General features: G+C 60.2%; 13 protein-coding genes. 6 read left to right on the top strand and 7 right to left on the bottom strand.

Annotated features, from left to right (window positions below):
• Nucleotides 1-101 precede the first annotated feature (101 nt).
• Nucleotides 102-4,826 carry a M36 family metallopeptidase gene (locus tag IPM54_32760; GenBank protein ID MBK9264544.1) on the bottom strand — a complete coding sequence of 1,575 codons (4,725 nt, stop codon included), beginning with the start codon at nucleotides 4,824-4,826 and terminating at the stop codon, nucleotides 102-104.
• Between the two features lie 536 nt (nucleotides 4,827-5,362).
• On the opposite strand from IPM54_32760, the gene IPM54_32755 reads away from it, so the two are divergent.
• On the top strand, nucleotides 5,363-5,956 hold the full coding sequence (locus tag IPM54_32755) for a hypothetical protein (protein MBK9264543.1): 594 nt from the start codon (nucleotides 5,363-5,365) through the stop codon (nucleotides 5,954-5,956).
• 56 nt (nucleotides 5,957-6,012) lie between these two features.
• Nucleotides 6,013-6,828, top strand: coding sequence for an SDR family NAD(P)-dependent oxidoreductase (locus IPM54_32750; GenBank protein ID MBK9264542.1), 816 nt, complete (start codon nucleotides 6,013-6,015; stop codon nucleotides 6,826-6,828).
• Nucleotides 6,829-7,069: 241 nt separating this feature from the next.
• Here the strand turns inward: IPM54_32750 and IPM54_32745 are convergent, their stop codons facing one another.
• Both IPM54_32745 and IPM54_32740 read right to left on the bottom strand, forming a co-directional pair.
• Entirely contained in the window at nucleotides 7,070-7,750 is a 681-nt protein-coding gene (locus tag IPM54_32745) for a DUF4336 domain-containing protein (protein MBK9264541.1), read from the bottom strand.
• The gene (locus IPM54_32740) at nucleotides 7,747-9,030 is read right to left on the bottom strand and encodes an SGNH/GDSL hydrolase family protein (GenBank protein MBK9264540.1); all 1,284 of its coding nucleotides are present in this window, start codon (nucleotides 9,028-9,030) and stop codon (nucleotides 7,747-7,749) included. Before IPM54_32740 ends, IPM54_32745 begins: the two co-directional genes overlap by 4 nt.
• A gap of 141 nt (nucleotides 9,031-9,171) precedes the next feature.
• On the opposite strand from IPM54_32740, the gene IPM54_32735 reads away from it, so the two are divergent.
• The 3 genes from IPM54_32735 to IPM54_32725 all read left to right on the top strand — a co-directional run bounded on the left by IPM54_32735 (nucleotide 9,172) and on the right by IPM54_32725 (nucleotide 12,408).
• Complete coding sequence (locus tag IPM54_32735) at nucleotides 9,172-10,062, top strand: methyltransferase (protein MBK9264539.1); 891 nt, start codon at nucleotides 9,172-9,174, stop codon at nucleotides 10,060-10,062.
• A 109-nt stretch (nucleotides 10,063-10,171) separates the two neighbouring features.
• Nucleotides 10,172-11,704: a hypothetical protein gene (locus tag IPM54_32730; protein ID MBK9264538.1), complete on the top strand. Its 1,533-nt coding sequence runs from the start codon at nucleotides 10,172-10,174 to the stop codon at nucleotides 11,702-11,704.
• Between the two features lie 296 nt (nucleotides 11,705-12,000).
• Nucleotides 12,001-12,408 carry an STAS/SEC14 domain-containing protein gene (locus IPM54_32725; protein MBK9264537.1) on the top strand — a complete coding sequence of 136 codons (408 nt, stop codon included), beginning with the start codon at nucleotides 12,001-12,003 and terminating at the stop codon, nucleotides 12,406-12,408.
• A gap of 188 nt (nucleotides 12,409-12,596) precedes the next feature.
• Here the strand turns inward: IPM54_32725 and IPM54_32720 are convergent, their stop codons facing one another.
• Nucleotides 12,597-13,442 carry a hypothetical protein gene (locus IPM54_32720; protein ID MBK9264536.1) on the bottom strand — a complete coding sequence of 282 codons (846 nt, stop codon included), beginning with the start codon at nucleotides 13,440-13,442 and terminating at the stop codon, nucleotides 12,597-12,599.
• A gap of 379 nt (nucleotides 13,443-13,821) precedes the next feature.
• Nucleotides 13,822-15,486, bottom strand: a complete 1,665-nt coding sequence (locus IPM54_32715) for a hypothetical protein (protein MBK9264535.1) — start codon at nucleotides 15,484-15,486, stop codon at nucleotides 13,822-13,824.
• 193 nt (nucleotides 15,487-15,679) lie between these two features.
• Between IPM54_32715 and IPM54_32710 the strand changes: the two genes are divergently transcribed.
• Complete coding sequence (locus tag IPM54_32710) at nucleotides 15,680-16,243, top strand: hypothetical protein (GenBank protein MBK9264534.1); 564 nt, start codon at nucleotides 15,680-15,682, stop codon at nucleotides 16,241-16,243.
• Nucleotides 16,244-16,336: 93 nt separating this feature from the next.
• Here IPM54_32710 and IPM54_32705 read toward each other — a convergent pair whose 3' ends face one another.
• Nucleotides 16,337-16,621 (bottom strand): hypothetical protein, encoded by a 285-nt coding sequence (locus tag IPM54_32705; protein MBK9264533.1) that lies wholly within the window; start codon nucleotides 16,619-16,621, stop codon nucleotides 16,337-16,339.
• Nucleotides 16,618-17,481, bottom strand: a complete 864-nt coding sequence (locus IPM54_32700; protein ID MBK9264532.1) for a hypothetical protein — start codon at nucleotides 17,479-17,481, stop codon at nucleotides 16,618-16,620. Before IPM54_32700 ends, IPM54_32705 begins: the two co-directional genes overlap by 4 nt.
• Nucleotides 17,482-17,565: the final 84 nt, after the last annotated feature.

Here is a 17,565-nt window from a genome sequence, read left to right as displayed (position 1 = left end):
CCATGCCGCGTTCGTCGAAACGGGGCACACATCCTTCATTGCAAGCATCGAAGTGAGCCGGGGAAATACGACCAACACGGTCGCCTTTCCCCGCGTTAGGGTCAAGAGGGTTTGTCATTGCGGCGGCGGCGAACGAGCCATGCGCCAATGACTGCTAGGAGCGAAACACCAACATCGCGTACCGGTGCCGATTCATTGGAGGCTGGCACCGAGCAAGCGCACCCTCCGATGACAATGGTGGATCCGTTGGCATCATCACCGCCAGCGCCCGCCATACCACCGCCACCGTCGCCGCCAGCGCCCGCCATACCACCGCCACCCTCACCGCCAGCGCCCGCCATACCACCGCCACCCTCACCGCCAGCGCCCGCCATACCACCGCCACCGCCAGCGCCTCCCATGCCGGAGCTGCTCGACGACGACGACGCGCTGCTCGACGACGACGACGCGCTGCTCGACGACGACGACGCGCTGCTCGACGACGACGACGCGCTGCTCGACGACGACGACGCGCTGCTCGACGACGACGACGCGCTGCTCGATGACGACGACGAGCCGCTCGATGATGACGACGAGCTGCTCGACGACGACGACGCGCTGCTCGACGACGACGACGCGCTGCTCGATGACGACGACGCGCTGCTCGACGACGACGACGCGCTGCTCGACGACGACGACGCGCTGCTCGACGACGACGACGCGCTGCTCGACGACGACGACGCGCTGCTCGACGACGACGACGCGCCGCCAGCGCCGCCCATCCCGCCAACGCCGCCCATCCCGCCAACGCCGCCCATCCCGCCAACGCCGCCCATTCCGCCAACGCCGCCCATCCCGCCAGCGCCCGCCATGCCGCCGCCACCCATGCCGCCAGCGCCCGCCATGCCGCCGCCACCCATGCCGCCAGCGCCCGCCATGCCGCCGCCACCCATGCCGCCAGTGCCGCCAGGTTCGACCGTAATGTTGACGGAATCACTCGCCGCCGCGGCTCCGTCGCTCACCTCGAGCTGGAACGTAAGGACCGTGCTCATTGCAACACTTGGCGCAACAAACGTTGGCTGGACGTCGGTCGCGCTCGACAACGTCACACCCGGGCCCGCCGTTTGCATCCACGCGTACGTAAGCGGATTCGGCATGTTGTCCGGATCCGAACTACCCGATCCGTCGAGCGCCACGTTCGCCCCGCTCGGCACGATTTGATCCGGTCCCGCATCCGCAATCGGTGCGAGGTTGCACATGCCTGCATTCGCAGTCTGCGTCGAAAAAGGCTTGTTCGTGAGACCCGTGAAAGCGATGTCGTCAATGAACCAACCACCTGCACCAACGGCTTCGTCCGTACCGATGCGGAATCGAATACGTATGGTCTTGTTCGCCACGGCCGTTCCAAAGTCAATCGTTTGGTTTACCATGGTACCGGCGGAAAAACCCGCCGTCGCACCCGAATAACCTTGTTGCCCGCCGAGTGGATTGCTGGCGAGCGTGCTGATCGTGCCGGTGTACCCGGGATTGGCGCCGGCAATGGTGTTGACGTCGACCCACGTCATGCCGCCATCTTCGCTGACCTCGATGACGCCGCCGTCCCAATTCTGCATTCCAAAGGGCGGAAAAGAAGATTGCTCGAAATCATATCGATGCTGAAACGTCATCGAAAACGGCCCCGCCCCAACCTCGAGATCCGGCGACTCCCATCGATGATCACTCACGCCGCTGATGTCGGCGCCAAATGCCATTTCATTGAGGTCATTGGCAACGGGACGCACGATCTGCCAATGGACCGTCGGTCCACCGATAGCATTCTTGGCTGACCACGTCTTGACGAGCCCCTCGAACGTCTCCGTCGTAGATGCATTGGCCGAAAGAGGCGCCGCGGAATCATAATGCACTTCGGCAAATCCAGAACCATTGGTCATGGTGTTGCACGCGCCGGGCGCATTGATGACCGCGCTGAAGGAAACGAGCGTCGTCATGTTCACGGCCGGAGCGAGCGCGACATCGACGAATGCGGTGCTCGTCGCATAAGCATTCGTGGAAGGCAGATTCACCGTATTGCCATTCGGAAAAAGGATGCTCGGATCGCTCGACGTGAGCGTCACCGTCGCGCCCACGAGCGGCGCCCATCCCGTATTTTGCACGTTGATCGCGACTTGCCCCATTTCGCCCGCATCGAGCACGCCATCACCGTCACAATTCGGCGTCGATTCGCTCAGCACGAGCGACACGAAGGATGCATTGGGATTGGATGAAAAACTCTCCACGACCCCCGTGAGCGTCGTCGAATTTCGCGACGGCGACACGGCACACGAACCCGCACCGCGCACGGCAAACCCCGCCGTGAGATCATTGAAATCTTCCATGTCGCCGCCTGCAACGGCTGCTGCCAAAATACCGTCGCGCTGCTCGGTGAACGTCATGTCGACGGGCGCGAGCTTCATGCCGGCCACGATATAATCGGCCATTTTTCGTTTGGCCTGGTCGAACGTATGCCGCGGATTGACGCCAACGGTGTCTTCGAGCAGGTTGGCATACGATTCCCAAACCATTGAACACCAAACTTCGCCCGCATTGTGCACTTCGGCATTATCGTTCGAAAAAATGTTCGACGAGGGCACGCCGACAGGCAAGGCTTGTCCCTGCGATATGTGTTTGAAAGTGAGCGCATTCTTCGTGAAGTCCGTCGAGTAAGGATAACGGCGGATACCGAAATAACCGCTGTCGTGGAACGTCTGCGCGGCATAAATGCCCGTCGCGAAAACGCCGTTGAAATCATCGTCGGGGCGCACGAGCTGCATCAAAGCAATCACGTCGCCCCAGCCTTCACTCATGCCGCCACCTTGCTGCGTCCCGGGACTCGTCAAGCGGAAGTGGAGATAATGCCCCCATTCATGTGCAACGATGCCATTGTCGATCGTACCGTCCCTTTGAATGACACCAGTGCGCAGCATCGATGCGGTGAGCGATTGCATCGACAATTGCGCCTTCAGGTCCGCACCATTCGCCGTACCAATCGAAAAAATGGGCGTATTTTGCGGGATCATGCCACCGCTCGCCGTCACGTTGAACGTTCCACCGCCCGCAACGTTGTTGGCAATGATGATGCCCGCAGCGCCAGCGTCTTGCGCATTCGTGACGCGCACTTTGTCCGTGCAGCCTCCGCGATCGGCCAGGATGATCTTGCCCCCATACGTGCCCATTCCGCCCGTGAGCGGCTGACATGCGTCGTTCACCGTCGGATTTCCGCCACCCAAATCCACCGTGGATCCGTCTTCGGCGAGCAGCAACTCCACCGGCCCCACATTGAACGTTTGCGGACCAAAGCTCGCAGTACCCACGCCAAACGATTGATTGCCCGGATTCACCGAAAAATTCAAATTGGCTAGGCCACTGAACACGTACATTTGCATCCGCGGCGAATCCCCGTCGCCAGGCGTGCTCATATTGGCATTGTCCGTGCCGCTCCCATCCTGCCCCTCGGCGAGAAGCGGATCATTGCCGAAGCCGCCGCGACCAAAATTGTCCATTTGGGCATTGCCGGCAGCTTCATCGAAGCCTGAATCGTAAAAGTAGTCGTGGTGGTAATTGTTGTCGAAGAAAAGCTGCGTGATCGACGCCTTCTGCTGCTCTTGATTGACCGATGGGCTCTCGAGCGTGTCGTACGTCCGGTCGAATACCCCTGGCGCCGTGACATTGGCCCTGAAATTCGGCGCCGTGGGGTCATCCTGATTCGCCGCATCGATGTACGCATCGACGTTGTTGCCCACCGTCTCCGTCGCGCCCGCCGGAAGCCACGGATCGAACGTGCCTGAAGGGTTCGTATTGAACCCGTCCACCGTTACGAGCACCGGAAGTGAAAATGGTGGGAACGAGCCATCCGGCACGCCCGTCGGATGCGGCGCAAAATCGGCAATGGGCCCATCGGTCGGCGTATGAAGCGGCGCCCCGTCCGACCAAACCCGATACTGAAATGCGGCATCTCGCGTCAAACTTCGACGCTGCAAGAGCCGCCCATCGTCGGCCGCGATCACGTACGAATACAAAACCGAATTCGCGCCCGATCTTTCGCCGCCCCAGATTTCGACATAATATGCCGGGACGAGCTCCCCCGGCATCGCGTAATATACCTTTTTGATGCGTGCTGGTCGGGACAAACCAATATTTTTGCGACCCGTCTCTGTGGTATCGACGAGGCGGTAAAACGCATACCCATGACGAGGCCTGTTCGCGTCCAGAAATGCGCTGGGAGGCACCTTCGTCATGAAAAAGTCATTGAATGCTCGCGCTATCGCATCTTGCGGCAATAGAGTAAACTTTGCTGCGCGCCCCATTTTCGGGGCCGCCTGCGGATGCAAATTACCGGTAATGGCCACGAGCTCGTGGTTCGGTGTCATCAGAACCTTGACCTCGGTCTGAAACACATCGATTCCGCCCGCTTGCTGACGAAACACGACAATGATCCCTCCACGACCCGTGTCGTGCACCATCACGGCTTTCGCGACGGAAAGCGCACCCGATGCGAGACCATAAAGCGGCGCATAATGCTCCAAGTAAAACCGCGCCGACGCCTCGGGACGCGACAGAAACGATCCCGGCGAAAGCGGCCCATCCTGCGGCGCCCAATAAATCGTCGGCACCCCGCGCTTCTCGTCGATGCTCGCCACCCCAGCCGCCATCCCCTCGGGAACCAAAGTGCTCGCGAGCGGCTGATCCACCACCTCCGGCGCATCCTCGTACGCATTGTAGTCCGGTAGATCGGGGCCGCCCGCACGAACCACGGATGCCGTGAGCAATGTTCCCAAAATCGAGGCGTAACGTACGGAGCGCTTCATCATTCCTCCACGCCGTGGCGGATCGGACCAACTTTTACAACAATTATTGATTGCAAGGAATTTTTCACCAAGGTGACCGGGCGGCGCATGCGCGATGCTCGTACCTCTTCTATCCGACTTCGGCGTGAATTGGAAGCACTTCGTGCAGGATTCCGACCCGCACAGCTCGCATTCGGTCACACCTACGTACGCAAAGCACTTTGCGGCATGACGTCTCGACGCTCGCCGCGTGACGATGTGACGGATCGTCGCCTCATCGCCGTGCAGATTTCGCACCGAGGGGAAGCATGTCGTCCTCCGAGCTACACTCCGCGCACCGGCTCCAGAATCGCCAGCCGCTCCCCGTTCCACGCACGCTCGGCGCGAGCCTTCACAATGCATCCATCCATCGAGCGGACATTATTCGTCACCCTAATGGGCCGGACATTTATTGTCCTTGGGTATTCAAAAAGCCGTGCAAGTCGAAAATACTGGTGTTATTATTTCGTCTAAGCAGTAGACACAGCGACACTTCGTCTCAGCAACCCAGGAGGATTCCGATGGACCGAATTTCGCTCACGTATTTCGTCGATTTCATCCTCGCCACTGGCACCCCCAAATTGCGCGGCGTCCGTGATTACAAAGAGCGCAAAGACGATTTGTGCTCGGACTTTTATCGTCCCATCCGAGAAGCCATCGTCAATCTGCATCGGCATGGTTTGTCCGCCACGACACTCGATGACGTTTGTCGGAACGAAACCGACGAAACACGCAAAAAACATTATCCGCGCGTCATCCACGGATATCGCGCTTTTCTCGCCCAGGGCGCAAAAAACTTCTTCGAGCCGCCGCGTTCCGGCCTCTCGCTCGGCGCGCTCGAAGTCGACATCAATCCCGAGCTTGGTCTCGTCATCGACGGCAAAAAGCACCTCGTCAAACTCTATTTCCGCAATGATCCCCTCACCCCGCGACGCACGGCGCTCGTTCTCGCGCTGCTTTCTCGAGGCCTTTGCGAATCGCAACCCGAATTCGTTCCCGCCATTCTCGACGTTCGATCGGCCAAACTCCACACGTCGGCCATGACGAGCCCCCGCATCGACATTCTGCTGCGCGGCGAAGCCGCCTCCTTTGCCGCCATGTACGACGCCGTCTGACGTTCCATCACGCTCCTCTTGTCCCATCGCCCGTTTTCGGGCATGCTCGCGCCACCATGGGACGTTTTCTCGGACAAACCGTCATCGTCACCGGCGCCTCCGCCGGCATTGGCGCTGCCTTGTGCCGCCGCTTTGCCGCCGAAGGCGCCGACGTCGCGCTGCTCGCACGCCGCAAAGATGCGCTCGACTCCGTCGCCTCCGACGTGCGCGCGCTCGGACGACAAGCCTTCCCCTTCGAATGCGACGTGACGCGCGACGGCGACGTCGAACGCGCCGTCGAAGCCGTGCGCAATGCGGCCGGGCGCATCGACGTCGTCGTCGCCAATGCTGGAATTGGCATCACGGGAGCCTTCGCCAAACTCGAGCTCGACGACTTCCGCCGTCAATTCGAGACCAACGTTTTTGGCGTGCTGCGCACCATTCGCGCAACGCTCGGCGACGTCGAACGATCCCGCGGGCGCATCGCCATCATCGGCAGCGTCGCCAGCCACGTCGTCGCCCCCGGCACCATCAACTACTCCATGAGCAAAGCAGCCGTCGCGGCGCTCGCCCAGGGCCTCGAGCTCGAGCTTGCCCCCAAAGGCGTCGGCGTCACGCTCATCTTGCCTGGTTTCGTCGAATCGGAAATTCGCCTCATCGACAACAAAGGTCACTTGCGCGAAAACGGCAAGGACCCCATTCCGCAATTCCTCGTCATGCCGACCGACGAAGCTGCGGCACAAATGGTCGACGGCATTTGGCGCCGAAAGCCCGAATGCATCGTCACCATGCACGGCAAACTCGGCGTATTTCTCGGCCGCCACACGCCGCGTCTCGTCGCATCCGTCGTACGCGCAGCCCAGCGCGTATCGCCCGTCAAATTCGATAAATGACAACGTGCCCGTGGGATTGATGGGTTGCTGGCCTCGGATCTTCCCTGACCAGGCCACAAGCTCGCACAAGAGGTCTCAGCCCGAATTTCCTGCGCTCGCGGGGGGGCCCCACTGTTCGAGCCCGCGAAGCGGGCGAGTTTGGGGTCCCGCGAGTGCGGGAAATCGGGCTGAGACCTCGATCGCGGGGCCCCACTGTTCGAGCCCGCGAAAATCGGGCTGAGACCTCGCTCGCAATTCGCCCTTAAATCCCCATCGCCGCCCTGGCCTTCGCCCGTGCGTCCTTTTCGACGACATCCCCGTGCGCCATCACGAGCCTATCGAAGTCCCATTCGAGCACCTTGCGCACCGACGCATCGAAAGCAGCCTTGTCCTCCGTCATCGTCGACCACAATCGGCTTTTGGCGAGCTTCCCGCGCGTGCCCATCAGCGTGAGCACCACCTTCGTCATCAGCCCCGCCGGCCGCACGATATTGAAAAACAAGTCGCTCACGATCAATGTCCGCGTGCCTTGGTGCAAAAATGCAACTTCCGACATCTTCGGCGCTCCCTGTACCACGATCTGCTCGAAATCGGCTGCCCACTCGATCGGTGCCGAATCCGTCAACACTTCGTCGACACGCAGCCCCGGAACTTTTTCCGCGAGCCCTGGCGGCCCGAATGTTCGAGCCCCCGGATAACGCTCCGCGCATTTGCCGAAGAACAAATGGTGAAATCGGTTTGGCGAAACGATCCACCCTACTTCACCGAGCTCATCGATTGCTTTACCGAGCGATTCATCCATCCGAATCGGCGAATGAACGAAGAGCTTGCCATTCGACGAACGCACGACCGTCATGCGCGTATTCATGCGCACGCCGCCGGGCATTTTCATTTCCGATTCTGCGCACCAAATGCCTTCGGCTATCTCCACGAGCTCCGTCATTCGTTCACCACCGCCATGAACATGTCCGTGATGTGGTCGTGTCCCGCCGGATTCGGATGGATGCACGTCAAGTCGAACCATCGCGGCGTCCCCGGTCCTCGATAACACGGCGCTTGCGGGTTTTCATTCTCGAACCCATGCCCGCAGAATTCCTCGAGCAGGAAAATCATGTCCGAATTGAATTCCTTTGCGATGCCCATGTATTGCTCGTTCACCCAAATGATGATTTCTTTGAGCTGTTCGGGCGCTGGGACGGGTTTGTCGAAGCCAGCCAGACCCGACACGTCACACGTTTGCACGTCGGCCGTTCCGTCCGTGAATTCGTAATTGTTCGCGAAAACGACGAAGATCCCATTCGGAAAACGTCCGGGCGTATAGAACCACGCCATCGTGTCGCGCATGTATTGCACGAACGTTTGCGCCTTGTTCCATAGCTCCATCTGCGTTGCGCCGTCGCCTGCATCTTTCGTCAAGGAAGCAATGTCGTTACCGCCCATCGTCGTAATCACGAGCGTCCGCTTGCTCAGTTTGTCGGATTCGAAGCATTTCGCGATTTGCCCGCCTCCCATGAGGAAATCGTCCGTGCGCGCGCCCCACTTGGAACAGCTCGCGAACGGCCCGGACTCCTCGAGCAGCGACACCCCATCGATGAAATTCACTGTCTTCCAGAGCTGGTTTGGTGCTGCTAGACTGAACTTCTGCGCCAGTTTGTCCGCGAGCTGCGAACGATAATAATCGGCTGACAACGTCGGTGGTGTCCCCACCGTCACGGAATCACCCAAGAACACCACCCGCTCGATGCCCGTGATGTCCTGATGATTCGTCCCGAAGCAATGCGATCCGATGATTGGATTGAATTGATCGTAATTCGGACCCGCGGATTGACCGTTGACGAAGACGTTGGCGTAACATTGCGATGCCGTCAGCGGCCCGCCACCACCCGCGCCACCTCCGCCACCGGCACCGCCACCTCCGCCACCTCCGCCAGCTCCGCCAGCGCCGCCAGCGCCGCCCATACCACTCGAACTGCTTGCCGAGCTCGTGCTGCTGCTGCTGCTCGACGAACTGCTTGCCGAGCTGCTGCTCGATCCCGTCATGCCGCCAGTGCCGCCAGATCCCGTCGGCGCTCCGCCAGCCCCGGCTTCACCCCCCGTGCCCGTCGTCACGGACCCGCCCACCCCTGTGGCTGCGGTCGTCTGTGCATCTCCCGAGCACCCGAAAGCTCCAATCGACGTTGCTGCGACCATCCAACAAGCAGTAAGAATCGGTGTCGTCTTCATGGCGACTACGCAGATTATCAGCCTTGCTCGCGTTTTCCGAGATCTTTTATGTGGGTCTCACATTCGCGTCAGACGCGAAATTTATGTTGATGCATCAACCAATGGCACGCGGCCCGGGTCTCGTGGTAGACATCGCGCCCCATGGTTCCCTCGGTCGCCACAGCCGAAAACAAGTCCCCTGCCGGCGGTATCGTTCGCCCTGCTCGCCGTCCTGCCGATTGGGTGGCGCCTGGCCCTCGTCCAAACACGCCGGATCGCGAAGACGTCTGGCCTGCCGAGGGTGAGGATCTTTGTTACTTGGCAGGCGATTTTCGTATTTTGCAGCGAATCGATGGCCACCGCTGGTCCGCCGATGACCTCGTTACCGCATGGTACGCTGCGGAAACCGTGACCTCGAATCCACCGCGTCGCATCGTCGACCTCGGATGCGGCATTGGCACGGTGCTTCTTTTTCTTGCCTGGCGTTTTCCTTCGGCGCGAGTATCCGGCGTCGAAGCCCAAGACATCAGCGCTGGATTGGCTCGCAGGTCGCTCGCATGGAACGGAGTCGATGATCGTTGCGATGTATTTTTTGGTGATTTGCGTGATACCGCGCTCGCCGAAAGGTTTGGCCAAGTGGATCTCGTCACGGGAACTCCGCCGTACATGCCCATTGGCACGGGTGTGGAATCTTCCCGCGTGCAATGCGGCCCGTGTCGATTCGAATGGCGTGGCGGCGTAGAAGACTACGCCCTTTCCGCGTCGCGCCTTCTTTCCGCGGATGCGCCATTCGTCGGCTGCTGTGCGGCGCGACAACGCACCCGCGTGCTGGATGGTGCGGCACGCGCCGGGCTCGTTGTCGAAAAGTGGCGCGACATCGTGCCGCGCGAAGGCAAAGAAGCGCTTTTTTCGGTTTACGTCATGCGCAGACCCAATGCTGAACTAGGCGTGTCTCTTCAAGACGAGCCCCCGCTCGTTCTTCGAGGCAAAGACGGACGATTCACGAATGCGTTCAATGACGTGCGCCGCGCGATGGGAATGCCCGTGGTTTGAAACCATTCTTCGTGCTTGAAGCGCGAGCCTCGATGATGTAGTGATCGAATTGCTTCTCGCAGTCGCGTTTTGCGGCTGCCCGTGCTTCTCATTTTCCCGCGGAGGTCCCATGCGTTCGAAGGTTCTTTTGGGGTTTGTCATATCTTCCGGCTTGCTCGCTCTTTCCGCTACGTCCGGCTGCTCGGATGACCCGGCGCAAACGACGACGGGATCCAGCAGCTCATCGAGCAGCTCGTCCAGCTCGTCATCGTCGAGCTCGTCCTCGTCGTCAGGCACTCCATTCATGCCCGACGCGAACGTCGATTGTGATACGGCAGTCCAAATTGCGCTTGGCGAACCTGCCTTCGGCGACACGCTCGATGTGGGGAGTTTCTTGCCGCCCGATGCAACGCAAGACGACAAAGATTATTTCGTCTTCGAAGGCACGGCGGGCGACGCCATTGCGCTCATCACCGATTCGAAGCTCGACGTGGATGAATTCGATCCCGCCTACCCGGATCTCGTCATCACGCTGAAAGTAAAGGACGCAAATGGCGGCTGGGTCGACATCGCCCAAAATGACGATCCGTACCCCATGCCGCGGTACACGAACGACAGCGCGATGTACACGATCCTCCCGGAAACGGGCACCTATTGCGTCGAAGTCACCGAATGCAACGTGCTCTTCCCCGGCCAATGTTCGCCGGTCGAAGAGATTCTCGTGGGCGATTACTCGATTCTCGCCGGGGTGCTCAATGAAACAGCCATGGGCATCCAGGGCGAAATGAGCACGGAGCCAAGCGACGCCGCGGGTCCCGTCGATTACGAAAACGTTCAAATGGGAACGCTTTATCGCAGCCTCGGCTGGGGCACCTTTGCCGACGACAAGGACGTCGACATGTGGGCCTTCACCGCGCCTGCCGGCGTGAAAGTCGATCCGGATGCTCGCGCGGCATGCCATTTCAACTTCTTCTATCCCAGCGCCCAAGGTAATGGGAGCAGCGCCGACAAGAACGTCGTCGCATACGTGGTCGACGCGGCTGATCCCATGGTCAAAATCGCGCAAGTCGATCCCAACGTCTATGACACGACCTTGGGCCCCCCCGAACCCATGAACCTCTCTGCGCCTTGCGAGCCCGGCAAAGATTACCTGTTCGTCATGGCTCGCGCCACAGGTGCCACGGCCGGGACAAACGATTTCTACTTCTTCAACCACTACGTCTCATCGGGAAATCCCGTCGAAGTGGAACCGAACGACGCCGCGGCCATGCCCGCTACCTTGACCGCATCGGCCAATCAACCCGAAGGCGCGAGCTACTTCGTCGATGGCGACATCGCCATGGCCGGCGACATCGATTATTACAGCATCGATGTTCCTGCCGGATCGACGCAGCTCTCCGTTGCATGCGAATCCGAACGTGGCGGCTCGGCATTGCGTGGTTTCAAGGTCACGCCGCTCGGTACGGACGACATGCCCCTCGCCGCAGGCAAAGGCAATCTGACCGAATCCGCAACGAAGCAACTCTTCGCCTACGAAATTGCCGTCCCCGCGGGCACGACGAGCCTCAAAATGAAGGTCGAAGCGACGCAGGCCAATGCCGCCGACATCACCAGCACCTTCTATCGCTGCGGCTTCCACGTCAGGCCGCCGGCGATGCCGTGAGCCACAACACCTATCCCGTCTGATTTCGTTTTCGTAAGGCGCAAAAAGTAGCACAGGCTACGTACCTGCCACCGCGAAGCCCGGCGCATTGCACCTTCGCAAGCCGAATGGGCATTCCTTTCCCACCTGCAAGACCCATTCAGCGTCACAACGTTGTCGCCCTCGCCAATTAGCCCGGATTGTGGGCAATTGCAAAGATTGCAGTGCTGGCCCGTGATTTGCTTACGCTACTGATCCTCCGGAGGATCATCATGGTCGCAATGTCATCCAGCTTTCCCCCATTCATGGCGCACCGGGTGACATTTGAATCCCCCGATACGGTTTGCATATCGCTCGTGGGGCCGCTCACGGCGGTCGAGGCCCAAGCCATCATCAATCGCATCCACGATCTCGGTCGGCAGCATGGCCCCATGTATTGGCTCGTTGACGTCTCTCGTTTCGAGAGCTCCGGCGAACGCGTACGCGACGTATTCCTCAAGGGCGGCCAGGAGCGTTACCCGATAATGGCAGGTGTCATGTGCGGCGCGCCGTTTCCGATTCGCGTCGCCATGATGATGGCCCTCACCGCCGGCGCGCGTATCATGCCAAAGAGCTTTTCTTTCCCCTTCGAATTCACCGCGACCGAAGATCAAGCGCGGGCGTGGATCGCGTCCAAACGTGCATCCACGTCGCCCCCGGACAGACGAGAGCTTTACGCCCTATAGTACGACTTTGCTAAATCGTACACGCCAAGCTTTGGGAGCTGTTTGATTTCTCGGCGCTGCGGCGGGGGCCCCGCTGTTCGAGCCGCCGAAGGCGGCGAGTTCGGGGTGCCGCAGTGCGGAGAAATCAAGCCTCCCAAAGCTCAATCAACGAAGTGGCGGAGTCGTGCTAGCCGAAGCCAAATAGCAGCTCAATCCAGCGGAAACTGCTCGGCCATCCATTCGCCCCATTCGCGCGGCATTCGAGTTGCCTCGGCGTATCGTTCGATCATCGGTACATCGTCGAAAGCCGACATTCCCCAAAGCCGGAATGCGTCGACATAGCCCATGTCGTCGTCGAACGAATCCTTGAAATCGGCCACGGTGAGCCCCGCTTGCCACGGTGCAATGACATCGCCCGCAGCAAAACACCGCGCAAGCGATAGAAGCCCATCATCGGGCACGATGGGCCCCGTCGCTCCATTGCGAATGGCATCTGCACAAAAAAGCCACTCTTCCGGCACATTGAATTCTGGGAGATTCCCTTTCGCCCGCGCCTCCGCGACGTGTCGCGACCAAAACCACATATCGCGAGTCCAGTGACGCATAGCCTCGACGGGCGTATCCGTGAACTTCCAGGGCCACACGATGCTTTTCTGCTTTGCGCGCCAGGTCGAATAAGCGACGTCCGACGCAATGAGATCCCGCTCGAGAAGCCACGCCTGACGCTCGCGAACACGCTGCCTTGCGAGCTCGCCGTCGTCGTCATCCTCGTCTTCTTCGTCCGGAGCGTCCGGATGCAGGAGCCAATACACTGTTTCGCTCCATGAAAATGGCGCTCTCGCGTGCCTTTTCAGGTAGGCGAGGCGCGTGTCGAAGTCGGTCCCGAGCTGCTCCATGAACACATCGAAATACCCGAGCCACGATTCACCCGACCCCATTCGCCAGCCAATCGTGTGCCTTTCGTATTCGGGAAATTGCTCCCATGGCGGCGCAAGGTCGCCGCGTTCATCGAGGTGTTCCGGCAAGTGTTGTCGACAAAAGTCGCGATAATTCATGCAGCTCCCTCGTTCCTTAGCAGCACGCGAATGAATTCTCCACCAAGTTTCACCTCGATGTGGCACCTTGGAGCAAAAATGGTCTCGGATCGCTCGTGACGGTGCGAACTCCATGGTCCGGCATCATGCGGGATCGCCAAACGCGACCTGCAAGCTTACGGCTACGTCGAGAGGGCTCATCGCGACGACCATTTCATGGACAGCCACGTGACGAAGGCACGTCGACGTGGCCGTCGCATGTACAGCCACGTGTCGAAGGCTCGTCGACGTGGCCGTCGCACGTACGAAGTGTGAATGGGATCACGTTGACGTGGCCGTCGCATGTACGGGTGTGCCGCACGGCCCGATTGCGGGCACACCCGCACGTAGCGAGAATGGTTCAGGGGCAGTTTTGGGGCACGAGCCGCACGTCGTCGATGTTCCAGCTCCCCGTGGTGTACGCGTCATCGCGAAGCACCGAGTAGCCGAAGCGGACGCGGAAGGCCGCATTCTTGTGCGCGGTCACGTCGTAGGTGTACTTGGTCCAATTCGTTTCACTGACGTGCGGAGATGCTAGAATGGCAAAGATGGACACCCAGGAGCTGCCATTCCACACATCGATGGTCGATTCCGCGAACGGCGGGTAATCGCTGTTCAATACGCGCCAGAATTCGAGGTACACGCTGCCGGGTGCGATTGCGTTCGAAATGTTGATGGTCGGGCTTTCCAAGTACGTGAGCGGTTCGAGCAGCGTGGGCCCGATGTTGCCGCCAATGGCGACGCCTGCAATGCCATTGTCCGCCGATGGCGAATGATCTTGCGCCGGATCGAGGCCAAAATCCGGAATCGGTGTGGGCATATTCATGAAAGGCGGTGATGCCATGGCCGAACCGATTTGCCACTGACCAGCAAGCTGCCAACCTTTCACGTTGTTCGCAAAGGTTTCCTCGAAATAGACCACCGTATTGGGCGTGAACACGCAGCCCATGGCGGGATTGCACGTATCCGTCGTGCACGCGTCGTTGTCGTTGCACGTAATGGGCGTATGCGTCACTCCCGTCTGCGGATTGCACGCATCCGTCGTACAGGCATTGTTGTCGTCGACCGGCACGGGAACATTTTGAATGCCTAGGATCGGATCGCACGAGTCGGCGGTGCACACATTGTTGTCGTTCGGATTGACCGGCACGTTCGACACGCCGAGCATCGGATCGCAGGAATCGATCGTGCAGGCATTGTTGTCGTTCGGATTGATGGGCGTGTTGATCACGCCGAGCATCGGGTCGCACGAATCGCTGGTGCACGCATTGTTGTCGCTCGGATTGATGGGCACGTGCTGCACGCCCGTCATGGGATTGCAGGTATCGAACGTGCACTTGTTGCCGTCGTCGATCACCGTGGGCTTGTGGGAAACACCAAGCACCGGATCGCAGAAGTCGTCGGTGCACGCATTGCCATCGCTCACGTCGACGGGCGTATTGACCACGCCCGTCATGGGATTGCACGAGTCGACGGTGCACACGTCGTTGTCGTCGGGATTGACCGGCGCATGTTGGACGCCCGCGATGGGATCGCACGTATCGAACGTGCAAGCATTGCCATCGTCGACCGGCACGGGCATGTGCGTCGGCCCCATTTGCGGATCGCAACCATCGACCGTGCAAGCGTCACCGTCATCCACTTCGATCGGCGCAGCGGCGCACGTTTCGTTCACGCACACGTCGATGGTGCATGCATCGTTGTCATTGCAATCACCGGCGACCTTGCATCCTACACTGCTACCGCCACCATTGCCGCCACCGCCAGCCATTCCGCCGGCGCCGCCGCCACCGCCAGCGCCGGCCATTCCACCGCCGCTCCCGCCAGCACCCGCCATTCCACCAGCGCCACCATTGCCACTGCTGCTGCTCGAGCTGCCGCCGTCGCCGCCCGTATTCGACCCGCCATCTCCACCGCCACCAGTCGGCGTCGTCGCACCGTCACCTCCACAACCGGCTGCGACACTCCCAAGTCCGAGGCACAACGCGAGAAGAAGCCCACTCGTTCGAGAATCTTGCATCACCATGGATTCACCTTTGCGCGAAACGCGCAGGCCTATCCAGATTCGTCCAGACTGTCAAGCGCAATTGTCGCCGTAGCCATGCGCAAGTGTGGTCCTCGGCGATTCGTGAATGACACCGCACGTCTTGCCGAGCTAAGATGGTAGCGACCAAAGAAAGGTGACTATGCTGCGTCGTGGGCGATGGACATGGGCTGGTGTGATCCTTTTTCCTTTCGTCTTTGCCGCATGTGGCGATCCTGATCCCGACACCAGCACTTCGTCGGGCAGCACGGGTTCCACTGGCGGCGACGGTGGCGGAGGTGGCGGCGGAGGTGGCGGACAGGGAGGCGGCGCGGGAGGTGGCGATAGCGGGCTCGTGCCGACATCCGGGGCCGAGCTATTTCCCTGGCTTCAAGCGGGCAAGTACCTGAGTTTTGCGGCGGAATCGGGGAACCATGCGTCGACCGGTCCGCATGGTGGTGACGTACGCACGTTCCTCAATCCGATTCTCTTTGACGCGCTCACCAACAACTTGACGAATTTCCCCGCAGGTGCTGCTTCCGTCAAAGAGCTGTACGGCGGAGGCGCTGCGCTCACGGGCTGGGCGGTATTCGTCAAGACGCAAGCGGATAGCGATGGTGGAAATGGGTTTTACTGGTACGAGAATTTCAGCACGACCAATCCATCGAATCCCATTGCCGATGGAAACGGCGTCGGACTTTGCACGGGGTGTCATTCGGCCGGAACCGATTATTTCCTGACGCCTTTCCCGCTGCAATGAAGCTCGTCACGGTGCGATTGCGACAATGGACGTGCACATCGCCTGAGATTGCGCTCGAGCGGTCAGCCAATTGAAGCGCCGATGGCCCGCTTCTCACGCGGCCGATGGATCTGCGAGCCAAGCTGCGGTCGCTTCGGGGCCCAAGGAAAAGAGCACATCGTCGAGTCGATCGACGCCAAGGGTCACCAAACGCTGCCCGAGCGTATCGCGTTCGTTCTGCGTGAGCGGCCGACCCAGGCGACGAGCGAACTGGCGCTCGTACGTGCAGCGACGCGCTCGTTCCACGCCGCGCTCGAAGCCGCGCTCGAAGCCGCGCTCTTCGCCAAACTTGACGAGTTCTTCGATGATGACCTCCCCTTCCAACATCGCGCTGCTCATGCGGCTGATGGATCTGCGAGCCACGCCGCTATGGCCTCCTGACCCAAGGAGAAGAGCACATCGTCGAGGCGCTCGACGCCAAGGGTAGCGACGCGCCGACCAAGCGTATCGCGTTCGCTCTGCGTGAGGGGCCGACCCAGGCGACGAGCGAACTGGCGCTCGTACACACGCTGGCGCTCCTTGTCCACGCCGCGATCTTCGCCAAACTTCACGAGGTCTTCGATGATGACCGGTTCCATGTTTGCCTGTTCCATCGCTGCCACCATAACATCGTACCGCTTTTGCGTCAGTGCCGCAACCACCGCCATGTGCCGCTCGACCCAGCTCGCCTTGCGCGCCGAAAGCGCTGCCACGACGCGCCGGCAAAGCTCCACATCCGACCAATCTCCAGCATGAGCACCCGCCGCAAAACACGCCGTACGCTCATCCTCGAGCAACTTCGCCGCAGGCACCTCGGACAATACAATCATCGTCATACGCACGCTGATGTCGCCAACCGTGACAATGCCCAAGCGCTGATCGGCCGGAGGCGGCGACAACCAAAGCGCCACCGTGCGCACTCGACGTTTGCCCCGGTTCCGCAAGGCAAACCCGACGTGATACCAAAGCACCCGCGAGGAAAAACCCGTATCCCTGTACCCCTGACACTCCATGTGCAATAGCTCATCGTCGTTCACGCGAGCCGCCCAATCGGCATCCATCTCCGGCGGCAAACCATCTATCTGCGTGGGAACGACATCTTCCGGCACGAGCACCGCCGATGCAGGCACGAGCCCGGGTTTTACAACGCGTAGCAACGCTGCAATGACATCGGGCGATTGACGAGAAAGCGCACGAAATGCGCGGTCTGTCTTGGGCATGCCCACTCATACTCCAAGACAAACCGATATTCCAGAAATATTTTTCATACGTTTGTCAAAGCAACTCCGGCGCAGCAAACCGTC

This window comes from Polyangiaceae bacterium, from assembly GCA_016715885.1.
GTDB lineage: Bacteria > Myxococcota_A > Polyangia > Polyangiales > Polyangiaceae > Polyangium.
Note: the sequence above shows the minus strand (reverse complement) of the source record. Positions and strands in the feature narration are given on the sequence as shown.

Coding starts and splice junctions, on each gene's coding strand:
- IPM54_32720 (MBK9264536.1), bottom strand. CDS start 13,442: ATGAATTATCGCGACTTTTGTCGACAACACTTGCCGGAACACCTCGAT.
- IPM54_32740 (MBK9264540.1), bottom strand. CDS start 9,030: ATGAAGACGACACCGATTCTTACTGCTTGTTGGATGGTCGCAGCAACG.
- IPM54_32715 (MBK9264535.1), bottom strand. CDS start 15,486: ATGGTGATGCAAGATTCTCGAACGAGTGGGCTTCTTCTCGCGTTGTGC.
- IPM54_32730 (MBK9264538.1), top strand. CDS start 10,172: ATGCGTTCGAAGGTTCTTTTGGGGTTTGTCATATCTTCCGGCTTGCTC.
- IPM54_32705 (MBK9264533.1), bottom strand. CDS start 16,621: ATGAGCAGCGCGATGTTGGAAGGGGAGGTCATCATCGAAGAACTCGTC.
- IPM54_32745 (MBK9264541.1), bottom strand. CDS start 7,750: ATGACGGAGCTCGTGGAGATAGCCGAAGGCATTTGGTGCGCAGAATCG.
- IPM54_32750 (MBK9264542.1), top strand. CDS start 6,013: ATGGGACGTTTTCTCGGACAAACCGTCATCGTCACCGGCGCCTCCGCC.
- IPM54_32755 (MBK9264543.1), top strand. CDS start 5,363: ATGGACCGAATTTCGCTCACGTATTTCGTCGATTTCATCCTCGCCACT.
- IPM54_32735 (MBK9264539.1), top strand. CDS start 9,172: ATGGTTCCCTCGGTCGCCACAGCCGAAAACAAGTCCCCTGCCGGCGGT.
- IPM54_32760 (MBK9264544.1), bottom strand. CDS start 4,826: ATGATGAAGCGCTCCGTACGTTACGCCTCGATTTTGGGAACATTGCTC.
- IPM54_32700 (MBK9264532.1), bottom strand. CDS start 17,481: ATGCCCAAGACAGACCGCGCATTTCGTGCGCTTTCTCGTCAATCGCCC.